We start from the raw sequence: 18,183 nt of genomic DNA, 5'->3' as shown, positions 1-18,183 counted from the left end.
CTATTTAAGTATAAATATTAACTTAAGAATTGTCAACTTACCTCATCTCCTCCAGTGGTTCTATGTTGAAAACTGACAAACCTGAAGCAATCACGCTGGCAACTGCTTGTGCTAGAAAAATTCGCGCAGATGTAAGCACTATATTATCATCTACTATAAACCTCATATTTAAATTTTTATTGCCGTATCCCCAGAGAATATGGAATTTTTCTGCTACTTCAGTTAAATAAAAACTAATTTTGTGTGGCTCATATGCTTTTGCAGCTGACTTTATTACTTGTGGCCATTTTGCTAATGTTTTTATTAGTAACAACTCTTCATGAGAAGAAAGAAGTGATAGATCTATCTCACTCTTAGGTAGTAACTTTGGAGCTCTACGCATTAGTGAATGCGCCCTAGCATGTGCATACTGCACATAAAATACTGGATTGTCTTTTGATTGCTCTTTTACTTTAACAAAATCAAAATCCAAAGGCACATCGTTTTTACGGGTTAGCATTATAAACCTAGTTATATTCTTTCCCACCTCTTCTACTACATCTTTTACTGTCAGGAAATTTCCTTTTCTTTTTGACATTTTGACTGGCTTTCCATCGTCTAAAAACTTCACTAGGTTATAAAGTTTTGTCTCTATTTTTGCTTTACTGTCACTAAGTGCCGCAACTATTGCCTTAAGCCTTCCGGTGTATCCTGCATGGTCAGTTCCAAGCACTAATATCATCTGCTTAAACCCGCGAGAGATCTTGTGAAAATGATAAGCAATATCTGTAGCAAAATACGTCCAGCTGCCATCTTCCTTTTGCAGCGGTCTATCAACATCATCACCAAATTTAGTAGAGCTAAACAACATCTGCTTTCTTGGTTTCCAGTTTGGATCTTCTTTCCCTTTTGGTTTATCCAGGCATCCATGATATATTAAACCCTTATCAGATAGTATCTTTATACTTTTTTCAACAATACCACTTCTTTGCAGTTCATACTCTGATGTGAAAACATCATGTTCTACTCCCAGTAGATTTAAGTCATCTTTAATTAATTTGATAATGTAATCTAAAGCATAAGTTTTAATTTTATCAAAGTCTTGCTCTACTAGTAACTCCTTACCATACTTTGATGCAAGCCCTTCACCCACTGGCTTTAAATATTCCCCGGGATACTGAATATCGTCAAAATTTACAGATTCTTTGATTGCTTCTTTGTACCTTAGATAAACCGACTGCATCAGCTGATTTATCTGCACGCCAGCATCATTTATATAATATTCTTTAGTTACATCATACCCTGCTTTTTTGAGCAGCCTTGCCAAAACATCGCCAAATATTGCTCCCCTTGCGTGTCCGATATGCAGTGGACCTGTTGGATTTGCAGATACAAACTCAATATTAATTTTCTGATTATTACCAATGCTTGAGTTGCCAAAATCTGCTTTAAGTGTATTAATCTCCCTTAAAACATTAAGCCATACTTCTTGCTTTAAGTGCATATTAATAAATCCAGGTGGTGCTATGTCAATGCTTGCAATCACGTCAGAAGATTTAAGAACATCTACTAAAGCCTTAGCAACTTCCATAGGATTTTTTTTCTCTATTTTTCCTAAAACTAATGCTGCATTGGTATATACATCACCATGGCCTTCATTGTTTGGCGGCTCAACCACTATGCTTTGAGCATCACAATTATAATCTTTTAGCTCACCTATTCTCTTTAAGATAAAATCTCTAATTCTGCTAAATATATCCATAAATACTGTATAAACCTACACTATAATACTCTCTAGGTATAAAAGAAAAAGTTTTAAATTATCTTTATTAATTATCGAATGCTAAAATTACAGCTCTTTCTTTTTTTGACATCATTCTCACAGATAATGTAGCTTAATTTATAGAATATCTTCTTAATATATTACTACCTGGCAGATTTACCTATTGCTGCTAAAGCTAATACTTGGAGTGGCTGTACAGTACTGTCAGGATTAAGTGAACCTAATACTTGATTTGCTGCATTAATGTATCCAGTTTCTCCTATTCTTTCTACTGTTTCTTCCCCTAAGCATGCAACAATTTCACTTTTAAAATAGTACGGATAATTATGTGGGTTAATAAATTTCTCAGCCTGCTTATTTAATTCCTCTTCCGTGCAATTTGATAATTTTTTATTTTTAAATTGGATATATTTTTCAAGATCTTCAGAATTAAATTTTAATCTTTCAAACCCCAATAGTCTTGTTAGCGAAAGTCTAATATTATTTGGCTCAACGTTATAAAGCTGGGAATATTGCTCAATTTCTTGCTGCAACATGTTGCAAATTTGCTTATCGTTTTCTCTACTATCATGTGACAAGTGTAACTTTAATAACGAAACTTGACTATTTTGTGGTTCCTGTTCTGTTGCAAGTAACCAATCTGCTTGTTCTGTGTGAAAAATGTTAAATAAAAGTACAGCATCATCTGCATAGCTACAATTCTTATATCCGATACAACCAGAATCGTGGCATAACATTTTAGCAGTGTTTTCTACAAGTACTCCCAATGGAGTAGGACTATAATATGGATTCAAACTGTAAATAGCAAAAACTTCAAGATGAGGATAGTAACCTTCATGGCCACTTTCTTTCTTGTTAACAAAAAAAAGAGAACGCTTACGACAGCTACTACTAATACCATTTTTATATGTATCACTTTTCTCTCTTAGATATTGGATAAGTGATCCTTCATTTTTAAAAAGTTCCATCAACACAATACAATAACCTAAAAATATATACCATTTATATAAAATGGATTTATTTTTTTAATAAAGTCAAGATTAAATTATTAGAAATAATAATAAAATTTTTATTCTTATTTTATAATATAAAATCAAAATTAGGAAAATTTGTATTTTACTATACTTTGCATGGTTTTAAACATATCCTTAATACAGTTTAGGTTATGATTCTGAGTTAGATTTTTAGGGAAACTTTAAAACCAAAGAGGAGGAATATGATAAGTAATAACTTAGTTACTCGGGTATTATCATCTATAGTTATGTTGGTGATAGTGTTTCTTGCCTTATATTTTGGTAATTTGTCATTCTATTTGCTTATTTTATCTATAGCTGTTCTATCTGCTTTTGAATGGCATGAAGTTACAAAAGGCAAAAAAAGACTGTATCCTTTGGGGCTAGTTGCAATTGCACTGCCAAATGCGTCTTTGATATACTTATACAACTTACAAAATGGAATTATTCTACTGCTTTGGCTTGTTTTTAGCATTTGGAGCATCGATACTGCAGCTTATTTTGTTGGTAAAAGCTTAGGAGGGTGGAAAATTTGTCCAATGATAAGTCCAAATAAAACTTGGTCTGGGCTTGCTGGAGCCATTTTAGCGGGCATTGCTGTAAGTTGTTTAACATCAATATTCTTTAGATTATTTACAATACCTCACTCTCTCATTATAGGTTTTATAATTGCAATAGCTGCACAACTTGGAGATTTTACTGAATCTGCAGTTAAAAGGATTTGTGACGTAAAGGATACTAGCAATATTATACCTGGACATGGGGGAGTGCTTGATCGTATTGATGGTTTTATATTTACCGCACCTCTTGTCGCTATTTATCTTAAAAATTTCTCTAGCTTATTATGAACGATCAAAAAGAAGTGACAATATATACTGATGGCGCCTGTTCTGGCAACCCAGGGCCAGGTGGATGGGCAGCTATAATATTGTTTAATGATAAAAGAAAAGATATTTGTGGAGGAGAGGAAAATACAACAAATAACAAAATGGAATTAAAAGCAGTAATTAATGGCATAAAGGCCCTAAAGACTCCTTGCAGAGTGAATATATATACTGATAGTACTTACGTTAAAAATGGAATAACGGAATGGATAAAAAAATGGAAGATAAATAATTGGAGGACATCTAAAAATCTCAAAGTAAAAAATTTAGAGCTGTGGATGGAATTAGATGAAGTAACAACAAGACATAGCATTAATTGGTATTGGATTAAATCTCACGCCGGTCATAAGTATAACGAGGAAGCTGATTGCTTAGCACGCAAGGAAATTTGTAACCTTCAAGTTTAAAGTTTATCAAAGTTTTATGAAGAAAGTTTTTGCATTATTGCTATCTATAATAATCATATCACTGCTGAGCTGGTTATACATTAAAGACAAAAATGACATAGCTATTAATATAAATTACGTCAACTTTCACGTAAAGAACAAGTTACTGAAAATATTCCCTGATTCGCAAATAAACATTCACAATACAAAGTTAATATGGCAGAAAAGCGATGAAAAATTGTACCTACTACTTGAAGGAATAGCAATAAATAGCCAAGATATAACTATCGAAATACCTAAGGTGTTTTTGTTTTCAAAAGCAGGTTTGGCATTTCTATTTGATAACTCTAACATTGCCTTGGTATCAATAGTTGATCCTTATATGCTCTTAAGTAAAAAACACAGCAGTCAGAAACACGATATTGTAGCACAAGCTAGAACATTTTTTAATAATATGCCGCTTTGGATGGAAATTAAAGTAAGTGGGCTTACCATAGAGAGAGAATTAGTGGGTAAATTAAATATAAATGAACTTATAGTAGATAAACAAAAAGAACGTAATATAAGCACTATCAGTGTAGTTGTAGATAATAGATCCGAAGATGACATGCTGATTAACTTACGTGCTTCTGAAGACAACAATCACTCTATAACTACACTGATGGAATTTTCACATTTAAATATAGGGTTGCTACTAAATAGCGTTGTTCCTACTCTTAGTGGCAAATTTTCTGTCAACATCGACAAGAAAGATAAAATTACAGATGGTCAACTCAGTATTTGGAAAGCAAAAGGAGTGGTAAAACTCCATTCAGATTTAGAACCTGTAAACCTAAATAGTGCAAGCCTAAAATTAAGATATAGTCAAAATGTTGTCGATATACGGAGTTTGCGTGCACAGGTAGATCAAATAAATCTATTATTAAGTGGTAAAGTTAATACTGAAACTGAGCAGGTTTCACTTAAAGCACAAATTGATAAAGTACCCGCAAAGAGTCTATGTTCTTACTTTCCCACATCAATGAATTTTAAGGATTGGTATTGCAGTCATATAACAGCAGGTGATGTTTTAAGTGCAGCTATAAATCTAGAAACCACAATTTCAGATATCATATCAGGTCAGAGCCTAAGGAATATTGATTTAAAAGCTAATATAAAAGATGTAACTGCAAAATTACATGAAGATTTTGAACCAATAAATCATCTAGATGGTGGTATATCAATACAGAGTAACAATTTAAAGGTTGCTGCAGATAAAGCTCAGTTTCAAGGTTTTATCATTAGCAATGGAAATATGGAGGTCAGTAATTTAGGTACAAATGATCAAAGGATAAACATTCATGGAAATGCAAACAGTGATACCTATGAATTATTTGAGTTATTTAGGATAAAAGAGATTGCTAAAGTTGATAAAGGGCATGTACTAGGAGAGGCAAAATCAGAATTTAACTTTAATGTCAGTGATGCAGATGGATTTGTTGCTAATTTAGTATCAAGAATAGATAACTTATCAATTTCTAACGATTTTTATGACCTTTTTGTTTCTAATTATAACTTCAACCTAAGTTTTAATAGTAACCTTGATATTGATTTTAAAAGTCAAGGTTTGATGCATGACAAATCAATGCAACTAAACGTGAATGGTAATTATAAAGCAAGCAATAAATTAAGTTATGAATTTTTAGGCAACATCTCCCCTAGAAACGCTAAAAAGTTTACCAAGTGGGCAGAGATGGATGGCTACGCAAATCTTCATTTAAAATCTCGGTATGACGAGCATTTAGTTATAGAGGGCAAAGCAGATCTGTCAGAACTTAAGCTTGGTATAAGTAGCTTAGGATGGAATAATAAATTAGAAGATCACAACATCGTTGATTTTACAGCAGAAATAAAAGATAAGGATGATATTTTACTCAGGAACGTTCATGCTTATGGTGAAGATTTAGATATTGAATTAAATGGGAGAATCAATAACGGTTTATATCTTGATTTCAACAAATTAAAATTGTTAAACAATAATCTTAAATTGCAAGCACAGTTCAATGATGATCAGAATATACTTAATGTTAGTGGTGCAAGCATAGATTTAAGTAATCTTCGTACTTCATTTGGAAATGATAGTAAATTACGCAACACGAAAATTACTATGAATATCGATAAAATGATTATGAAAAATGGTGTGGTAATAAGTGGTATACACTTGGATCTCAATCGTGTCAACAGTGATTATTATGATGGCAAATTTTTAGGACTACTACCAGATGGCAGTGATATAGTAGCAGAATATAGCAAAATAGGCCTTGAACTTTATGCAGATAATGCTGGCTTATTTTTTAAAGCTTTAAACATTGCTAATACGGTAAACGGTGGTAAGTTATCGTTCTATCTTTCTTCAAAATCAGAGAATAAAACAGCATACGGCATGGCATCTCTGAGTGATTTTTACATTGTGCGTACACCAATACTGGCAAAAATATTAGCGCTATCTTCATTACAAGGAATAGTTAACACCCTTAACAATGATGGAATATACTTTTACGAATTTGATATACCGTTTTCATATGAAGATGGCATTATTAACATTGAAGAGTCATGGATGGAAGGTTCAGAGCTTGGTATTAGTACTATTGGTAAAGCAAATCTTATGGATCAAACATTTAGCATAAAAGGACAGATAATTCCAGCATATGCACTTAATAAATCTATATGGAAAATACCACTGCTGGGCAAGCTTCTAACAGGTGGTAAAAGCAGAGGAATAGTGGCAGTTGACTATAAGATTAAGGGTAATGAGCAAAAAAATGATGTATCAGTTAATCTAATATCTGCTTTAGCTCCAAATATACTTAAAAGAGCATTAGAAGTATTTAATCATCCTCGTAAGTAAAAAATGATAAAGGATAAGAAAAATTACCTTTATTCTGACATTATAAATTTACCAGGAATAAGCAGAATTACGCAAAAGATATTAGGTAAACTATGTGGCATAAGAATAATAGATGTGCTTTTTTTTCGCCCTTGTCGCTACATAGATAGGAGGAATCATCCACTTACTGCAAAATCAGGTGAATATGTCACTTTTACTGCTAAAATTAACATGCATAAGCCTCCCACTGTGAGAAATAAACCTTATAGAATAATCTTAGAACTGGAAGGACAGCAGATAACATTAATTTTTTTTCATTACTCGGTTAAATATTTAAAACAAGCTTTACCTACTGGCCAAGCATGTGTAATTAGCGGTAAGCTTGAGACTTTTTTAGGACAATTGCAAATCACACATCCAGATTATATATCACTTGATGTTTCCAGTTTTAGTGAAATTTGTCGTATAGAATCAATTTACCACTTAAGTCGTGGTATTACTAGTAGAAAAATCTCAACAATTGTTACATCAATACTAAAAACACTACCTGGATTTTCTGAATGGATAGACAGTGATTTTTTTAAAGAGAAAGGATGGTTGAGCTTTAAAGTGAGTTTGAGCAAGCTACACAATTTGGATTCATTGGAAGAAATAGAACAATGTCGCCTAAGGCTCGTATATGATGAGCTTATGGCTCAGCAAATAGCACTAAGAGTCGCAAGACATAAACAAATGAAAGAAAAAGGACGAAAGTTTTTAGTTAAAAATAAATATAAAGATCAAGTTATGAAAAAATTAGGATTTGAGCTTACGCAAGATCAAATCAGAGCAATAAATGATATATTGAGTCAACAGCAGTCTCAGCATCGTATGGTGAGGCTTTTGCAGGGTGATGTTGGTAGTGGTAAAACAATAGTTGCTTTATTTGCTATGTTAAACGTTGTTGAAAACAATTACCAGGCAGCACTTATGGCACCAACAGCAATACTGGCAGAACAGCATTATAACTGTTTTAAAGAAGTATTTTCAGAAATTGACATAAAGATCACTTTACTTACTGGTAAAATCAAGCAAAAAGAAAGGAAAACAATAATGCCTGCTTTGCAAGACGGTAGTTTAGATATAGTTATAGGTACTCATGCTTTATTTCAGGAAAAAGTTGAGTTTAAAAATTTAGCGTTGGTCGTCATCGATGAGCAACAAAGATTTGGCGTAATGCAGAGAAATAGCTTAATTCAAAAAGGAAATAACGTAGATATTTTATTTATCAGTGCAACACCGATTCCAAGAACGTTAAGGCAAGCATTGTATGGGGATATAGAGCACTGCAGCTTAAAAGAGAAACCAAAATGCAGAGTACCAATCAGTACTGTAGCAACAAATATAAAAAAGATATCCAGTGTAATATCAAGTCTAAAGCGGGCAATTGACTTAGGTAAAAAAGCATATTGGATTTGCCCATGTATAGAAGATAATGAATCCTTAAGTGTTGCAGCAGCAGAAGAGCGTTTTGCTCAGCTGCAAAAAGTACTCAATAAAATAGGATTAATACATGGTCGCTTAGAGCAAAAGCAAAAGGGCGAAATAATGCTTTCTTTTCGCGTAGGTGAAATTTCCTTACTTGTTGCTACAACTGTAATAGAGGTTGGCATAGATGTGCCTGATGCTACTATAATTGTCATAGAAAATGCAGAAAATTTTGGTTTATCACAGTTGCACCAGCTTCGCGGTAGAGTAGGACGTGGAGACCAACCTTCGTTTTGTATACTTTTATATGACAAACTAAATAAATCTTCATATTTAAAACTTAAAACTATGAGAGAATCACAAGATGGGTTTTATATAGCCCAGCAAGACATGCTACTACGTGGTAGTGGAGATGTTTTAGGGATTAAGCAGTCCGGGAATATAGAATTTAAATTTGCTGATATCTACGAAGATAAAGAGCTACTTGACAGAGCTTACAACAAAGCTAAAAATATTGTAGACAATGACCCAACACTAACTCAACATCAACCACTGAAAGAATTGCTCAGTATATTTGGTTATAATGAAGAATTTGAGTTTCTTAGATAAAACTCAATCTGATTAATTATTTTTCCAATAACTGCCTTTGAAATAATTAAGTGCTTTTACCTTTTAATAACGGAGTGTAAGATTTTCTCTATGCACATTTCCTTTAAAGTGCTAACTGGGCCATCAATATTTGGCAATGTTGTATAAGTAGCAACCGGACCTATTTGTGACTCTATCTCTTGTACTTCAGATAACTTGCATATATTATAATTAAATTTTTGTATTCTAACTTTTTCGTTAATATTTGAGTCATTATGAAACAAATTTTTTACTAAAACTCTTTCAAAAGCTAATTGGTATGGAGTTTCACCATCATTATTCTTAATAAAAAGACTTGCACCGCAGATCATTAATAACTTTATAACAGGTAGATCCTCCATTAATATTGCTACATGTAAGGGGGTATTACAGTCGCAATCACGTATACTAAGATTCAATATTGCACTTACCATTAGTTCTTGTGAAGCCATGTCACATAATAAAAAACTCAAAATAGCTTTTACCCACCGCATGTTAAACCTGAACCATAAACTTGAATGATTAATTCCATACAAATTATCACAGATATCACCAAACTCTTTATACAATAGCCAATGGTTCTTTTTCTTTGAAGTTAAAACTCTAGTGGCTAACATACACCCCCCTTTTTATTTGCTATATAAGCAATTCTAATTAAATAGCCATAAAAAATCAATGTTTTGCAACTTGTTGAAACGAATATAACATTACAAGGTAAAGAGATCTAACTGAAGATGACTATAGTTGACATATTACTGCCTCTCCCTGTTAATAAGGCTTTTTCATATATTACAGATCTTAAGCTTACAGTTGGCAGTTATATTACTGTACCATTTGGTAAAAGATGTTTAGTAGGTGTAGTGTGGCAGCTTAGCAGTAACACTACAATAGATATTGATAAGCTTAAGACCGTAATTAACAAACTAGAAATACCCCCCATCAGAGAAGAGTTAATACGATTTATAAAATGGGTATCAAACTATAATTTAATACCAATAGGTATGCTACTTAAAATGGTTATTAGCTGTAGCTTTAAAAAAATAGACAATTTTGAGCATGAAGAAAAACCCATTACTCACAAAATGGATTGCAATTTGACACTTCAGCAGCAAGCTGCAGCAAATAGAATAATGAGTAATTTTAGCAAAGTAGTATTGCTTGATGGGGAAACCGGCTCTGGTAAAACAGAAGTATACTTATTCGTTATTATAGAGTTACTTAAAGCCAGTAAAGATGCTCAAATTCTCATTCTTTTACCTGAAATTGCTTTAACATCACAACTAATTAAACGTATTCATAGTTATTTTTTATGTGATCAAGTAGCTGAGTGGCACTCTGATTTAACACCTAAGAATCGCACGAAAAACTGGGCTAATATAGTGCATGGAAATGTACAAATTATTGTGGGAACAAGATCAGCGCTATTTTTACCTTACAAAAATTTAAGATTAATTGTGATTGATGAAGAGCATGACTCGTCTTTTAAGCAAGAACAAAGGGTAATATATAATGCTAGAGATATGGCTGTGGTTTTGGCTAAAATTGAAAATACCCCTATAGTACTTTGCTCTGCTACCCCTTCACTTGAGACAATCAATAACGTTCAAGAGGGTAATTATGAGCATCTGCAGCTTACCAAACGTTTTGGTAAGGCGGAGCTGCCTTTAGTAGAAATTATTGATATGCGTATATGTAAAACTTCAGGTAAATGGATATCACATCAGCTTTATGAAAAAATGCAAAAGACCTTAACAGATGGCAATCAAGTAATGCTTTTTTTAAACCGTAGAGGTTATTCTCAGCTCATGCTTTGCAAGGCATGTGGTCATAGGTTAAGCTGCCCGAATTGTTCTACTTGGCTTATAGAACACAAAAAACAAAATATTTTACTATGCCACTACTGCTTGTATAGACTAGCTATTCCCAAAACATGTACTAGCTGCAAAGGCCAGCTGATTTCATATGGAATAGGGATTGAAAAACTTTCTGAAGAAGTGTTAAAGCTAATACCAAACGCTAAAATAGCAACTATCAGCAGTGACATCAGCAAAAAAGCAGCAGATAACATTATTGATTTGATATTAAAAAAAGAAGTTAATGTCATTATCGGTACGCAGATGATTGCTAAAGGACACAATTTTCCTAATCTAACTTTAGTGGGAATTATTGATGCCGATTTTGGGCTAGATAACGCTGATTTAAGATCAACAGAAAAAACATATCAATTATTGCATCAAGTTTCCGGTAGATCCGGAAGGTTTGAACAAAAAGGGTGGGTAGTAATGCAAACTTATAACCCAGAAAGCCCAATTATCAAAGCCATGCAACATTACAAGCGCAACCTATTCTATAAATTAGAACTTAAATCAAGATATGATGCCAACATGCCACCATTTAGCAGGTTAATTGCACTTATTATCACTGATAAAGAACAAATAAAAGCATTGAGATCGGCAGAAAAGATAGTTAAATTAATTCCTCAAAATGACAATTTAGCGGTGTTTGGTCCAACTCCCAGCTTTATGAGTTTTTTAAGAGGAAGATATAGATATAGAATATTGCTAAAAGTAAACAATAAAAAAGATTTAAAAATACAACAAAATCTGAAGAAGTGGGTAGAAGATTGCAGATTATCATCTAGCGTAAAAATTACCATAGATATTGATCCAGTCAATTTTATATAAAATTGATGAATGCTAATTGACTTTAGATTACAAAGTAAAGAAATAACAGCTTAGTAATTACTAAGAGTATTCAATAAATTATGCCAAACCGAATTTTCAGTTGAGTTTTTGACACAGTTTGGGGAACCATACGCGTCAAGTTAAGAGATTGTGAGCAAATTTAGAGAAGTTAAGGTAGATACCCTAGTTTTTCTGTACTTGTCTTTTAATGAAAATTGTGACCAAGTTATGGCAAGCTTTTCAAGAAAGATCTTTAAGCCTTTAATTTTATTATTTAGTGCTAAAAACAACTCTCTCTTTTTAATTCAATAAATGCCTTTGTTAAGCTAAGTTCTGTATTCTTTTTCACTTCTGTGCAACCAACTATGCCATGAAATATAAGAATTGCGCACAATTTAGCATATATTGCATGGCTTTCCGGTTAGCTTATCAAATGGCTTTTGTACAATCTAAATAATAACTCAATTTGCCACCTTACTCTGTAAATTGTTAATAGCGCTAATTTTACTGTCTGGAACATTAGTTATGAAATCGACCAATCCAGCAATTTTTGATTCTTTTGATTTGCTAATCTTTCCTTCTTCTGGCCACAGACTGTCCTTCAGTTAGCTTCTGACATATAATTCTTACTCTAATTTTCGCTTCTTTTTCTAACTCGTTTTCTAAAAAGAACTTATCCTCTAAACACTTTAATAACTCTATTTTTTGATTTGTTTCTATGTCATACATATTGGTATCGGATTTATAACTGCTAAGCTTCATCCATTTGTTTATTGGTACAATAAGTCAGATATTAGCAAATCATTGTTTGATATATTGCTCAAATGTTTCCTATACCCCTGATCTGACCTTATGTAAAATTAAGTTGGTCTATTGTCTGATTCAGATGGTCGAAAACTAATTGTAACTTTATTCCAGACTTGGTATTGCTTTCATAGCCGCGGTACATAACCTTTATACATATCTTTCATACTGTTAGGTAAGGTGATATAGCTACTATCCAATGCTCCTAAATTGCTTCAAAATTTTGCAATCAATTTGCAAGGTATTTTTAAATAACGTTAAAGACTCGTTATACATCCTTTTCATAAATTCCACTGCTTCTTCAGTAAATCTAAAATCTATTACTACCGATTTTTCATTTAATAACTGGCACATTGTATCTATGCTACAGTTTTTAACTCCTATGTTACCCAAAATTATAGCTTTTACAAATGATGAACCGCTCAATTTCCTCTTTCTTTTTACAAATCCTGTCTTAATCGATATTTCATCTGCTTTCTCATTACAAAATTCGTTGAGGATAAATTAGTTATTTTTCTCATTATAATTTTTTGTAATAAATTTAAGAGCCCTGTTTTTTTCTTCTCTCCACCAACTTTCCTTATCTGCACTCGTATGGTTTGGAGAATACTCCCCCTAAAGAGTCGAAATCTATGTATATTCCACCCTTGTATTTTGCAAATTGCTCTATGCAAGCAAGGGCAATTAATCTAAAAGTATCTATTCAATAGCAAATTTGTTCATCTGTCATATTATACATATCTTTATAGTATTGTTTGATGCTAATAGATCTATCTTCCGTCCCTGATCTATTATACCCCAGTCACATTTATGTAAATCAACAACATGTATTCCACCCACTTCTTCCAGTTGATCTTGCAACTTTTCTACTCGACCTAACTTAAACCCTGGACCATTTATTATTAGATATATCTCTGTCCTTTTTATTCTTTTGTTTATTAATATATCTAAATAATTAAATTTGCTATTTTTACCATCTGACAGATATGCACCTAGTTTTCTTGGTATATAGCCTTTCCTCACCACCTATCATTAATTTACCTATTTTAATGCTCAAGATATACTATAAATGTAACATGGTAACTTATCCCTTCTTTACACAATTGATATAATAATTAATTTTTAGCTCTTTTCTAATTTAAGTTTAACAACTACTCAGTTACTCGAAATATCCTAATTTTATTCCTCATAATTAAGTTTATTTAATAATTTCTACATTGTTTAGTTTTTTAATTAGAAGAATAGTTTACTGTTATGATAATATAAGTTAGCCAATTGTTTAAAAGATGCACTATGAACAATAACACTAAATTTTATGCTCAACTGCAAGCTATACTTACTAGATTAAAGCTTTTAAAATTCAAATATAGAATAGCATTGTCAGTACTAATCATTTCTATACTGTGGTTCAGTAGTGGTTTATTTTATAGCAATAGTGTAATAGAAAAAGACAGCAACACTAAAGAAATAGTACAAGTTAAAATGGTGGAATCCAAGGCGCAAGAAGAAATGGTATATTTATCTCTTACTGGAACAGTAGATATGCAACAATCTGTAGATATTGTACCAAAAATTAGTGGAGAAATTGTTGATGTTTATGTTTTAAGTGGAAGTAAAATAAACAAGGGAGACGCTATTTTAAAATTAAAAGAGTACGATTATATAGAGCAGTATGAAAGGGCTAAAGCCCTTGTTAAACAATATGAAGCTGAATATCAAGCATCTGAATCTTTAAATGAGAAAGGTTACAGATCTCAAGCTCAAGCTGAAGCAGCCTTTGCTGCTGTGCAAAATGCTAAAGCTGACTTAAAAAGAGCACAGATAAATTTAGAAAATACAACTGTTCTAACACCTTTATCTGGCTACATTGATAAAATCATGACTGCAAAAGGAAATTTTGTAACTGCAGGCAAGCCTATAGCTACTATTATTAGTTTTGATGAAATTATTATTGTAGTACATGTACCAGAAAGAGATGTGGAAAAAATAAAACTGGGAAACACTGCTAAGATAGACTTAGCAAATGATTACAAAACTGAAGGAAAAGTAAGTTTTGTAAGTAAGGTAATAAGTTCAGTAACTAGAACTTGCAGGATAGAGGTAACAATTCCAAAAAACAATCATGAAATGTTTATTACTAAAGGCATGATAGCAGACGTTCAGTTAGTAGTAGGTACGGTAATTGCACACAAGGTGCCTGCTTCAGCTTTGATTTTAAATGATGAAGGTATTGTTGGCATTAAAGTTGTTGAAAATGACAATACTGTTTCTTTTTTACCTGTAGAAATCATAGATGCAGGGCAAGACGGTATATTAATTTTCGGCATTCCTAAGGACATAAAATTAATCACTTCAGGACATTACTTTGTTAATGTTGGAGATAAAGTACATGTAGGTTGATACTACTTCAATTTAATTTAATTCTTGACTTATAAGTAATTTTTAATATTTTATTAATATCTACTTAATTAAAATAGGGGGAAGTATGACTAAAAAAAATTATGAATCTCATGGCCAGAAAACGCTTGATCCAGTACAGGACATGATGCAAGAAACGATAATAAAGCAAAAATCTTTTGAGTTGCCAGAAGGTTTTCATCTTGAGTCTATTGAGTCGTTAAAACCTACACCACCACCAAAGCCTCAAAGACTAAAATTAGAGCATCACGATGAAAAAATTTGTAGCTCTAATCGTCAAGAATCAAATGTTCACATCACTCTTGGGCCAGAATGTAGAGGAGTCTCAGTAAAAGATAGAAGAAAGAATTTCGAACAACAAAACGAACAACCTAAAGGAAAAGTTGCTAATCGTGTAGAGCAAATAAATCAAAATGGTTTAAATTCAAACATTAAGTTAAAATATAAAATAATTAATATAGAAGAAGTTCAGCAAGTTTGTAGTCGCGAAAGGTAATCTACTAAATAAGCTACTTTGATATTCCAAAGTAGCTTGAATGCTTTTTTGAAATAAAAGTTACTTATAATAAAAATTTAAAAGTTGTTTTCTCACATTTTCTGAAACAAACTTACTTATATCTCCGTTGAGTCTTGCAATTTCCTTGACAAAACCTGAAGAGGTAAATTGAGTATCCTCAGCAGCAGGTAAAAATATTGTTTCAGTTTTAGGAGACAGTTTATAATTTATCCAACTCATTTGAAATTCATAATCAAAATCTGATATTGCCCTTAAACCTCTAATTATCACTGAAGCATTCTGCTTTTGAGCAAAATGTATCAGTAATCCATTGAATGTTATCACTTCAGCTTTTATATTGAGTGATTTGACTTCTTCTTTCACCATTGCTGCTCGCACATCAGCAGTGAAAATTGTATCTTTCTTGACATCACAAGCTACACCAATAATTAACTTATCAACTAAATTGTATGCTCTTTTAATTATATCAGTATGACCAAAAGTAATTGGATCAAAAGTACCAGGGTACACACCTATTTTTATCATCATAAGATTTAAAACAATGTAATAAATTTTATTATAGACATGATAAAGTTTTTTGTTTAGAACTTTTAGATTGGCTTGATAGCTCAGTCGGTAGAGCAAAGGACTGAAAATCCTTGTGTCGCTGGTTCGATTCCAGCTCAAGCCACATTATTAAAATTTTCATAAGAACATTTGCCTCTTATAGGAAAATACATTATATTATATAGTGTTATATTTTTAATTAATTGTATGTTTAAGCTGCAAAGCAGTTGCCATAAATTGCTTATTATTAAAATATTCATATTACTGTTTTTCATGATATCCAGTTTTGTAAACGCAAACGAAATTAGTGATCAGAGTACGGGTGTTTCCAACAATCAAAAAGAAGCAGTAGTTGGCTTGCTTAAGGCAGAGAAAGAAACTTACCCTTATGAGTGGGAATTTTCTGATAATATATATGAAATGCTTACATATATGGGAGCAAATGTTTTACTGATTGATTATAATAAAATAGTAGATTTCGATAAAATAAAAAAAGAAGCACTATCTGAAGCTAAAAAAGACTCGTTATTAGCAAAGAAGTTGGAACTAGATAAAATTAAGGTAGCTGTTCAAAATTTTATTGAAGAAAATAAAATTAACAGAATATTTATAGCTGGAAATTATTATAATCTTGATTCTGACCCTTTTCCGCCAACACCAAATCGTCAATTAGTTACTGAAGCAATTGTAAAAATAATAGATGATAATCCAAGTATTCATATTATTGCTATTTGCGGTGGGTTGCAAGGTGTGATGCATGCAAAAGGAATTGAAGTAATTCGTGTTGATAAACTGGTAGATGCAAAACAGCAGGAGGCACATTTAATATCAATGCCAGATCCTCAGCAAGAAAATGTGCATCTTCATAAGCTAAAAATCGTTCCAGAAAGTCGGTTAGGGGAAATAGCATCTAAATTTATAAAACCAGATAAGAATGGGTGGTTTTCTGTTTATTTCCCTGATGCTCATGGTGGAGTGGTTAATACTAGTAATCAGAATAAACAAAAGTTAGAGCATCTTGGATATAAAATAGTTGGGTTTTCAGATGATGGCATTATTGAGGTAATTGAAGACAAACATGGTAACCTATATTTTCAAGATCATCCAGAAGCGCTTGTGATAAAGTCTGATAAAAATTACCCCGCAAAAGAAAAAGAGAGGGGAATTGCTACTTTGGTGGCTATAGCTATTTTAAATGATTTTCTTTATAGAGAATGAGAATTTTTATAAGTATATTAACACTGTTATTTTTGTTTAAATTTAATTTTGCTATTGCAGAAGTAAGAGATTTTCCTAACAAAGACTGTGATATTACTGTTGGCTTACTCAGAACGGAAAAAGAAACTTACGACCATGAATGGGCATCCTCTGATAGAATATGTGAGATGCTTGTTAGTATGGGTGCACATGTTATATTAATTGACTACAATAAAATTTTTAGTAAAGCAAAGGAAGAAGCATTATCTGAAGCTAAAGATAATGTGGAACAATTAGAATCTAAAAAAATAAAAGAAGTAGTTAAGGACTTTATTAAGGATAGCAAAATAAATAGAATATTACTACCAGGAAATTATTATAATCTTGATTCTGATCCTTTGCCTCCTACCTCAAGCCGTCAATTAGTGACTAAAGCAATCGTACAAGTTGTAGATGAGAACCCTAACATTAGCCTGCTTGCTATTTGTGGTGGGTTGCAGGGAATTATGTACGCACAAGGAGTTGAGATAATCAGCATGAAAAAGCTGCATAAGACTCAAGAGAGCAAAAAGTCTTATCATAACGATCGCCGTCTTAATAAGTTGAAGATAGCACAGGAGAGTAGATTGTCATCAATAGTATCACGCTTTGCACAACCTGATGAAGATGGCTGGTTTGCTGTTTATTTTCCTGATGCTCATGGAGAAATGATTAATAACAGTGATGAGAATATTAAAAAATTACAATCCATCGGTTATAAAGTTGTAGGATTTTCTGACGATGGTGTCATTGAGGCAATTGAAGATAAGTATGGCAATATCCACTTTCAAGGACATCCTGAATCTCTTATTTTAAGGTCTAAACGTTATTATTCTGAAAGTTACAAAAGGAGAGAAATAGCAACTTTAATAACCATAGCTATAATTAATGACTTCTTATACCGCAAATGTGAAACTATTATATCAAGTTAAAATTTGATCTGTTAGTAATCGGAAGTATAATTATCTTATGT

14 protein-coding genes, 1 tRNA gene and 1 pseudogene are annotated in these 18,183 nt (G+C 32.2%); 10 read left to right on the top strand and 6 right to left on the bottom strand.

What is annotated here, in order from left to right:
• Positions 1–37: 37 nt before the first annotated feature.
• Together argS and AACL19_RS01985 are read right to left on the bottom strand one after the other, a co-directional pair.
• On the bottom strand, positions 38–1,741 hold the full coding sequence (argS, locus tag AACL19_RS01990) for an arginine--tRNA ligase (protein WP_339046281.1): 1,704 nt from the start codon (positions 1,739–1,741) through the stop codon (positions 38–40).
• Between the two features lie 164 nt (positions 1,742–1,905).
• A complete protein-coding gene (locus AACL19_RS01985; RefSeq protein ID WP_339046279.1) occupies positions 1,906–2,730 on the bottom strand; it encodes a hypothetical protein in 825 nt (274 codons plus the stop codon).
• A 248-nt stretch (positions 2,731–2,978) separates the two neighbouring features.
• Here AACL19_RS01985 and AACL19_RS01980 point away from each other — a divergent pair, with 248 nt between their 5' ends.
• Genes AACL19_RS01980 through AACL19_RS01965 form a run of 4 tightly spaced genes read left to right on the top strand, consistent with a single transcriptional unit; the run spans position 2,979 to position 8,987 of the window.
• Complete coding sequence (locus tag AACL19_RS01980) at positions 2,979–3,623, top strand: phosphatidate cytidylyltransferase (protein ID WP_339046277.1); 645 nt, start codon at positions 2,979–2,981, stop codon at positions 3,621–3,623.
• Positions 3,620–4,066 (top strand): ribonuclease HI, encoded by a 447-nt coding sequence (rnhA, locus tag AACL19_RS01975; RefSeq protein ID WP_339046275.1) that lies wholly within the window; start codon positions 3,620–3,622, stop codon positions 4,064–4,066. The genes AACL19_RS01980 and rnhA overlap by 4 nt, the downstream gene beginning before the upstream one ends.
• Before the next feature lie 16 nt (positions 4,067–4,082).
• Complete coding sequence (locus tag AACL19_RS01970; protein WP_339046273.1) at positions 4,083–6,932, top strand: AsmA-like C-terminal domain-containing protein; 2,850 nt, start codon at positions 4,083–4,085, stop codon at positions 6,930–6,932.
• Between the two features lie 3 nt (positions 6,933–6,935).
• Positions 6,936–8,987 (top strand): ATP-dependent DNA helicase RecG, encoded by a 2,052-nt coding sequence (locus AACL19_RS01965; RefSeq protein WP_339046271.1) that lies wholly within the window; start codon positions 6,936–6,938, stop codon positions 8,985–8,987.
• A 56-nt stretch (positions 8,988–9,043) separates the two neighbouring features.
• Here AACL19_RS01965 and AACL19_RS01960 read toward each other — a convergent pair whose 3' ends face one another.
• A complete protein-coding gene (locus tag AACL19_RS01960) occupies positions 9,044–9,622 on the bottom strand; it encodes a hypothetical protein (RefSeq protein WP_339046270.1) in 579 nt (192 codons plus the stop codon).
• A gap of 117 nt (positions 9,623–9,739) precedes the next feature.
• Here AACL19_RS01960 and priA point away from each other — a divergent pair, with 117 nt between their 5' ends.
• The gene (priA, locus tag AACL19_RS01955) at positions 9,740–11,689 is read left to right on the top strand and encodes a primosomal protein N' (protein WP_339046268.1); all 1,950 of its coding nucleotides are present in this window, start codon (positions 9,740–9,742) and stop codon (positions 11,687–11,689) included.
• Between the two features lie 140 nt (positions 11,690–11,829).
• On the opposite strand, the pseudogene AACL19_RS01950 reads toward priA, so the two are convergent.
• Together AACL19_RS01950 and AACL19_RS01945 are read right to left on the bottom strand one after the other, a co-directional pair.
• Positions 11,830–12,994: pseudogene (locus AACL19_RS01950) on the bottom strand (IS4 family transposase).
• Positions 12,995–13,219: 225 nt separating this feature from the next.
• Complete coding sequence (locus AACL19_RS01945; protein ID WP_339046266.1) at positions 13,220–13,519, bottom strand: hypothetical protein; 300 nt, start codon at positions 13,517–13,519, stop codon at positions 13,220–13,222.
• 267 nt (positions 13,520–13,786) lie between these two features.
• On the opposite strand from AACL19_RS01945, the gene AACL19_RS01940 reads away from it, so the two are divergent.
• Both AACL19_RS01940 and AACL19_RS01935 read left to right on the top strand, forming a co-directional pair.
• Positions 13,787–14,893, top strand: a complete 1,107-nt coding sequence (locus AACL19_RS01940) for an efflux RND transporter periplasmic adaptor subunit (protein WP_339046264.1) — start codon at positions 13,787–13,789, stop codon at positions 14,891–14,893.
• 85 nt (positions 14,894–14,978) lie between these two features.
• Positions 14,979–15,407 (top strand): hypothetical protein, encoded by a 429-nt coding sequence (locus AACL19_RS01935; RefSeq protein ID WP_339046262.1) that lies wholly within the window; start codon positions 14,979–14,981, stop codon positions 15,405–15,407.
• Positions 15,408–15,467: 60 nt separating this feature from the next.
• On the opposite strand, the gene coaD is transcribed toward AACL19_RS01935, so the two are convergent.
• Positions 15,468–15,956, bottom strand: coding sequence for a pantetheine-phosphate adenylyltransferase (gene coaD / locus AACL19_RS01930; RefSeq protein WP_339046260.1), 489 nt, complete (start codon positions 15,954–15,956; stop codon positions 15,468–15,470).
• A 69-nt stretch (positions 15,957–16,025) separates the two neighbouring features.
• On the opposite strand from coaD, the gene AACL19_RS01925 reads away from it, so the two are divergent.
• From AACL19_RS01925 to AACL19_RS01915, 3 genes are all read left to right on the top strand, one after another.
• Positions 16,026–16,098 (top strand) — tRNA-Phe (locus AACL19_RS01925).
• Positions 16,099–16,181: 83 nt separating this feature from the next.
• A complete protein-coding gene (locus tag AACL19_RS01920; RefSeq protein WP_339046258.1) occupies positions 16,182–17,192 on the top strand; it encodes a hypothetical protein in 1,011 nt (336 codons plus the stop codon).
• Between the two features lie 32 nt (positions 17,193–17,224).
• Entirely contained in the window at positions 17,225–18,142 is a 918-nt protein-coding gene (locus tag AACL19_RS01915) for a glutamine amidotransferase-related protein (protein WP_339046256.1), read from the top strand.
• The last annotated feature ends 41 nt before the right edge of the window (positions 18,143–18,183 follow it).

The organism is Candidatus Mesenet endosymbiont of Agriotes lineatus, from assembly GCF_964019585.1.
GTDB lineage: Bacteria > Pseudomonadota > Alphaproteobacteria > Rickettsiales > Anaplasmataceae > Mesenet.
The sequence above is the reverse complement of the archived record's forward strand: the minus strand, read 5'-3'. Positions and strand labels throughout refer to the sequence as shown.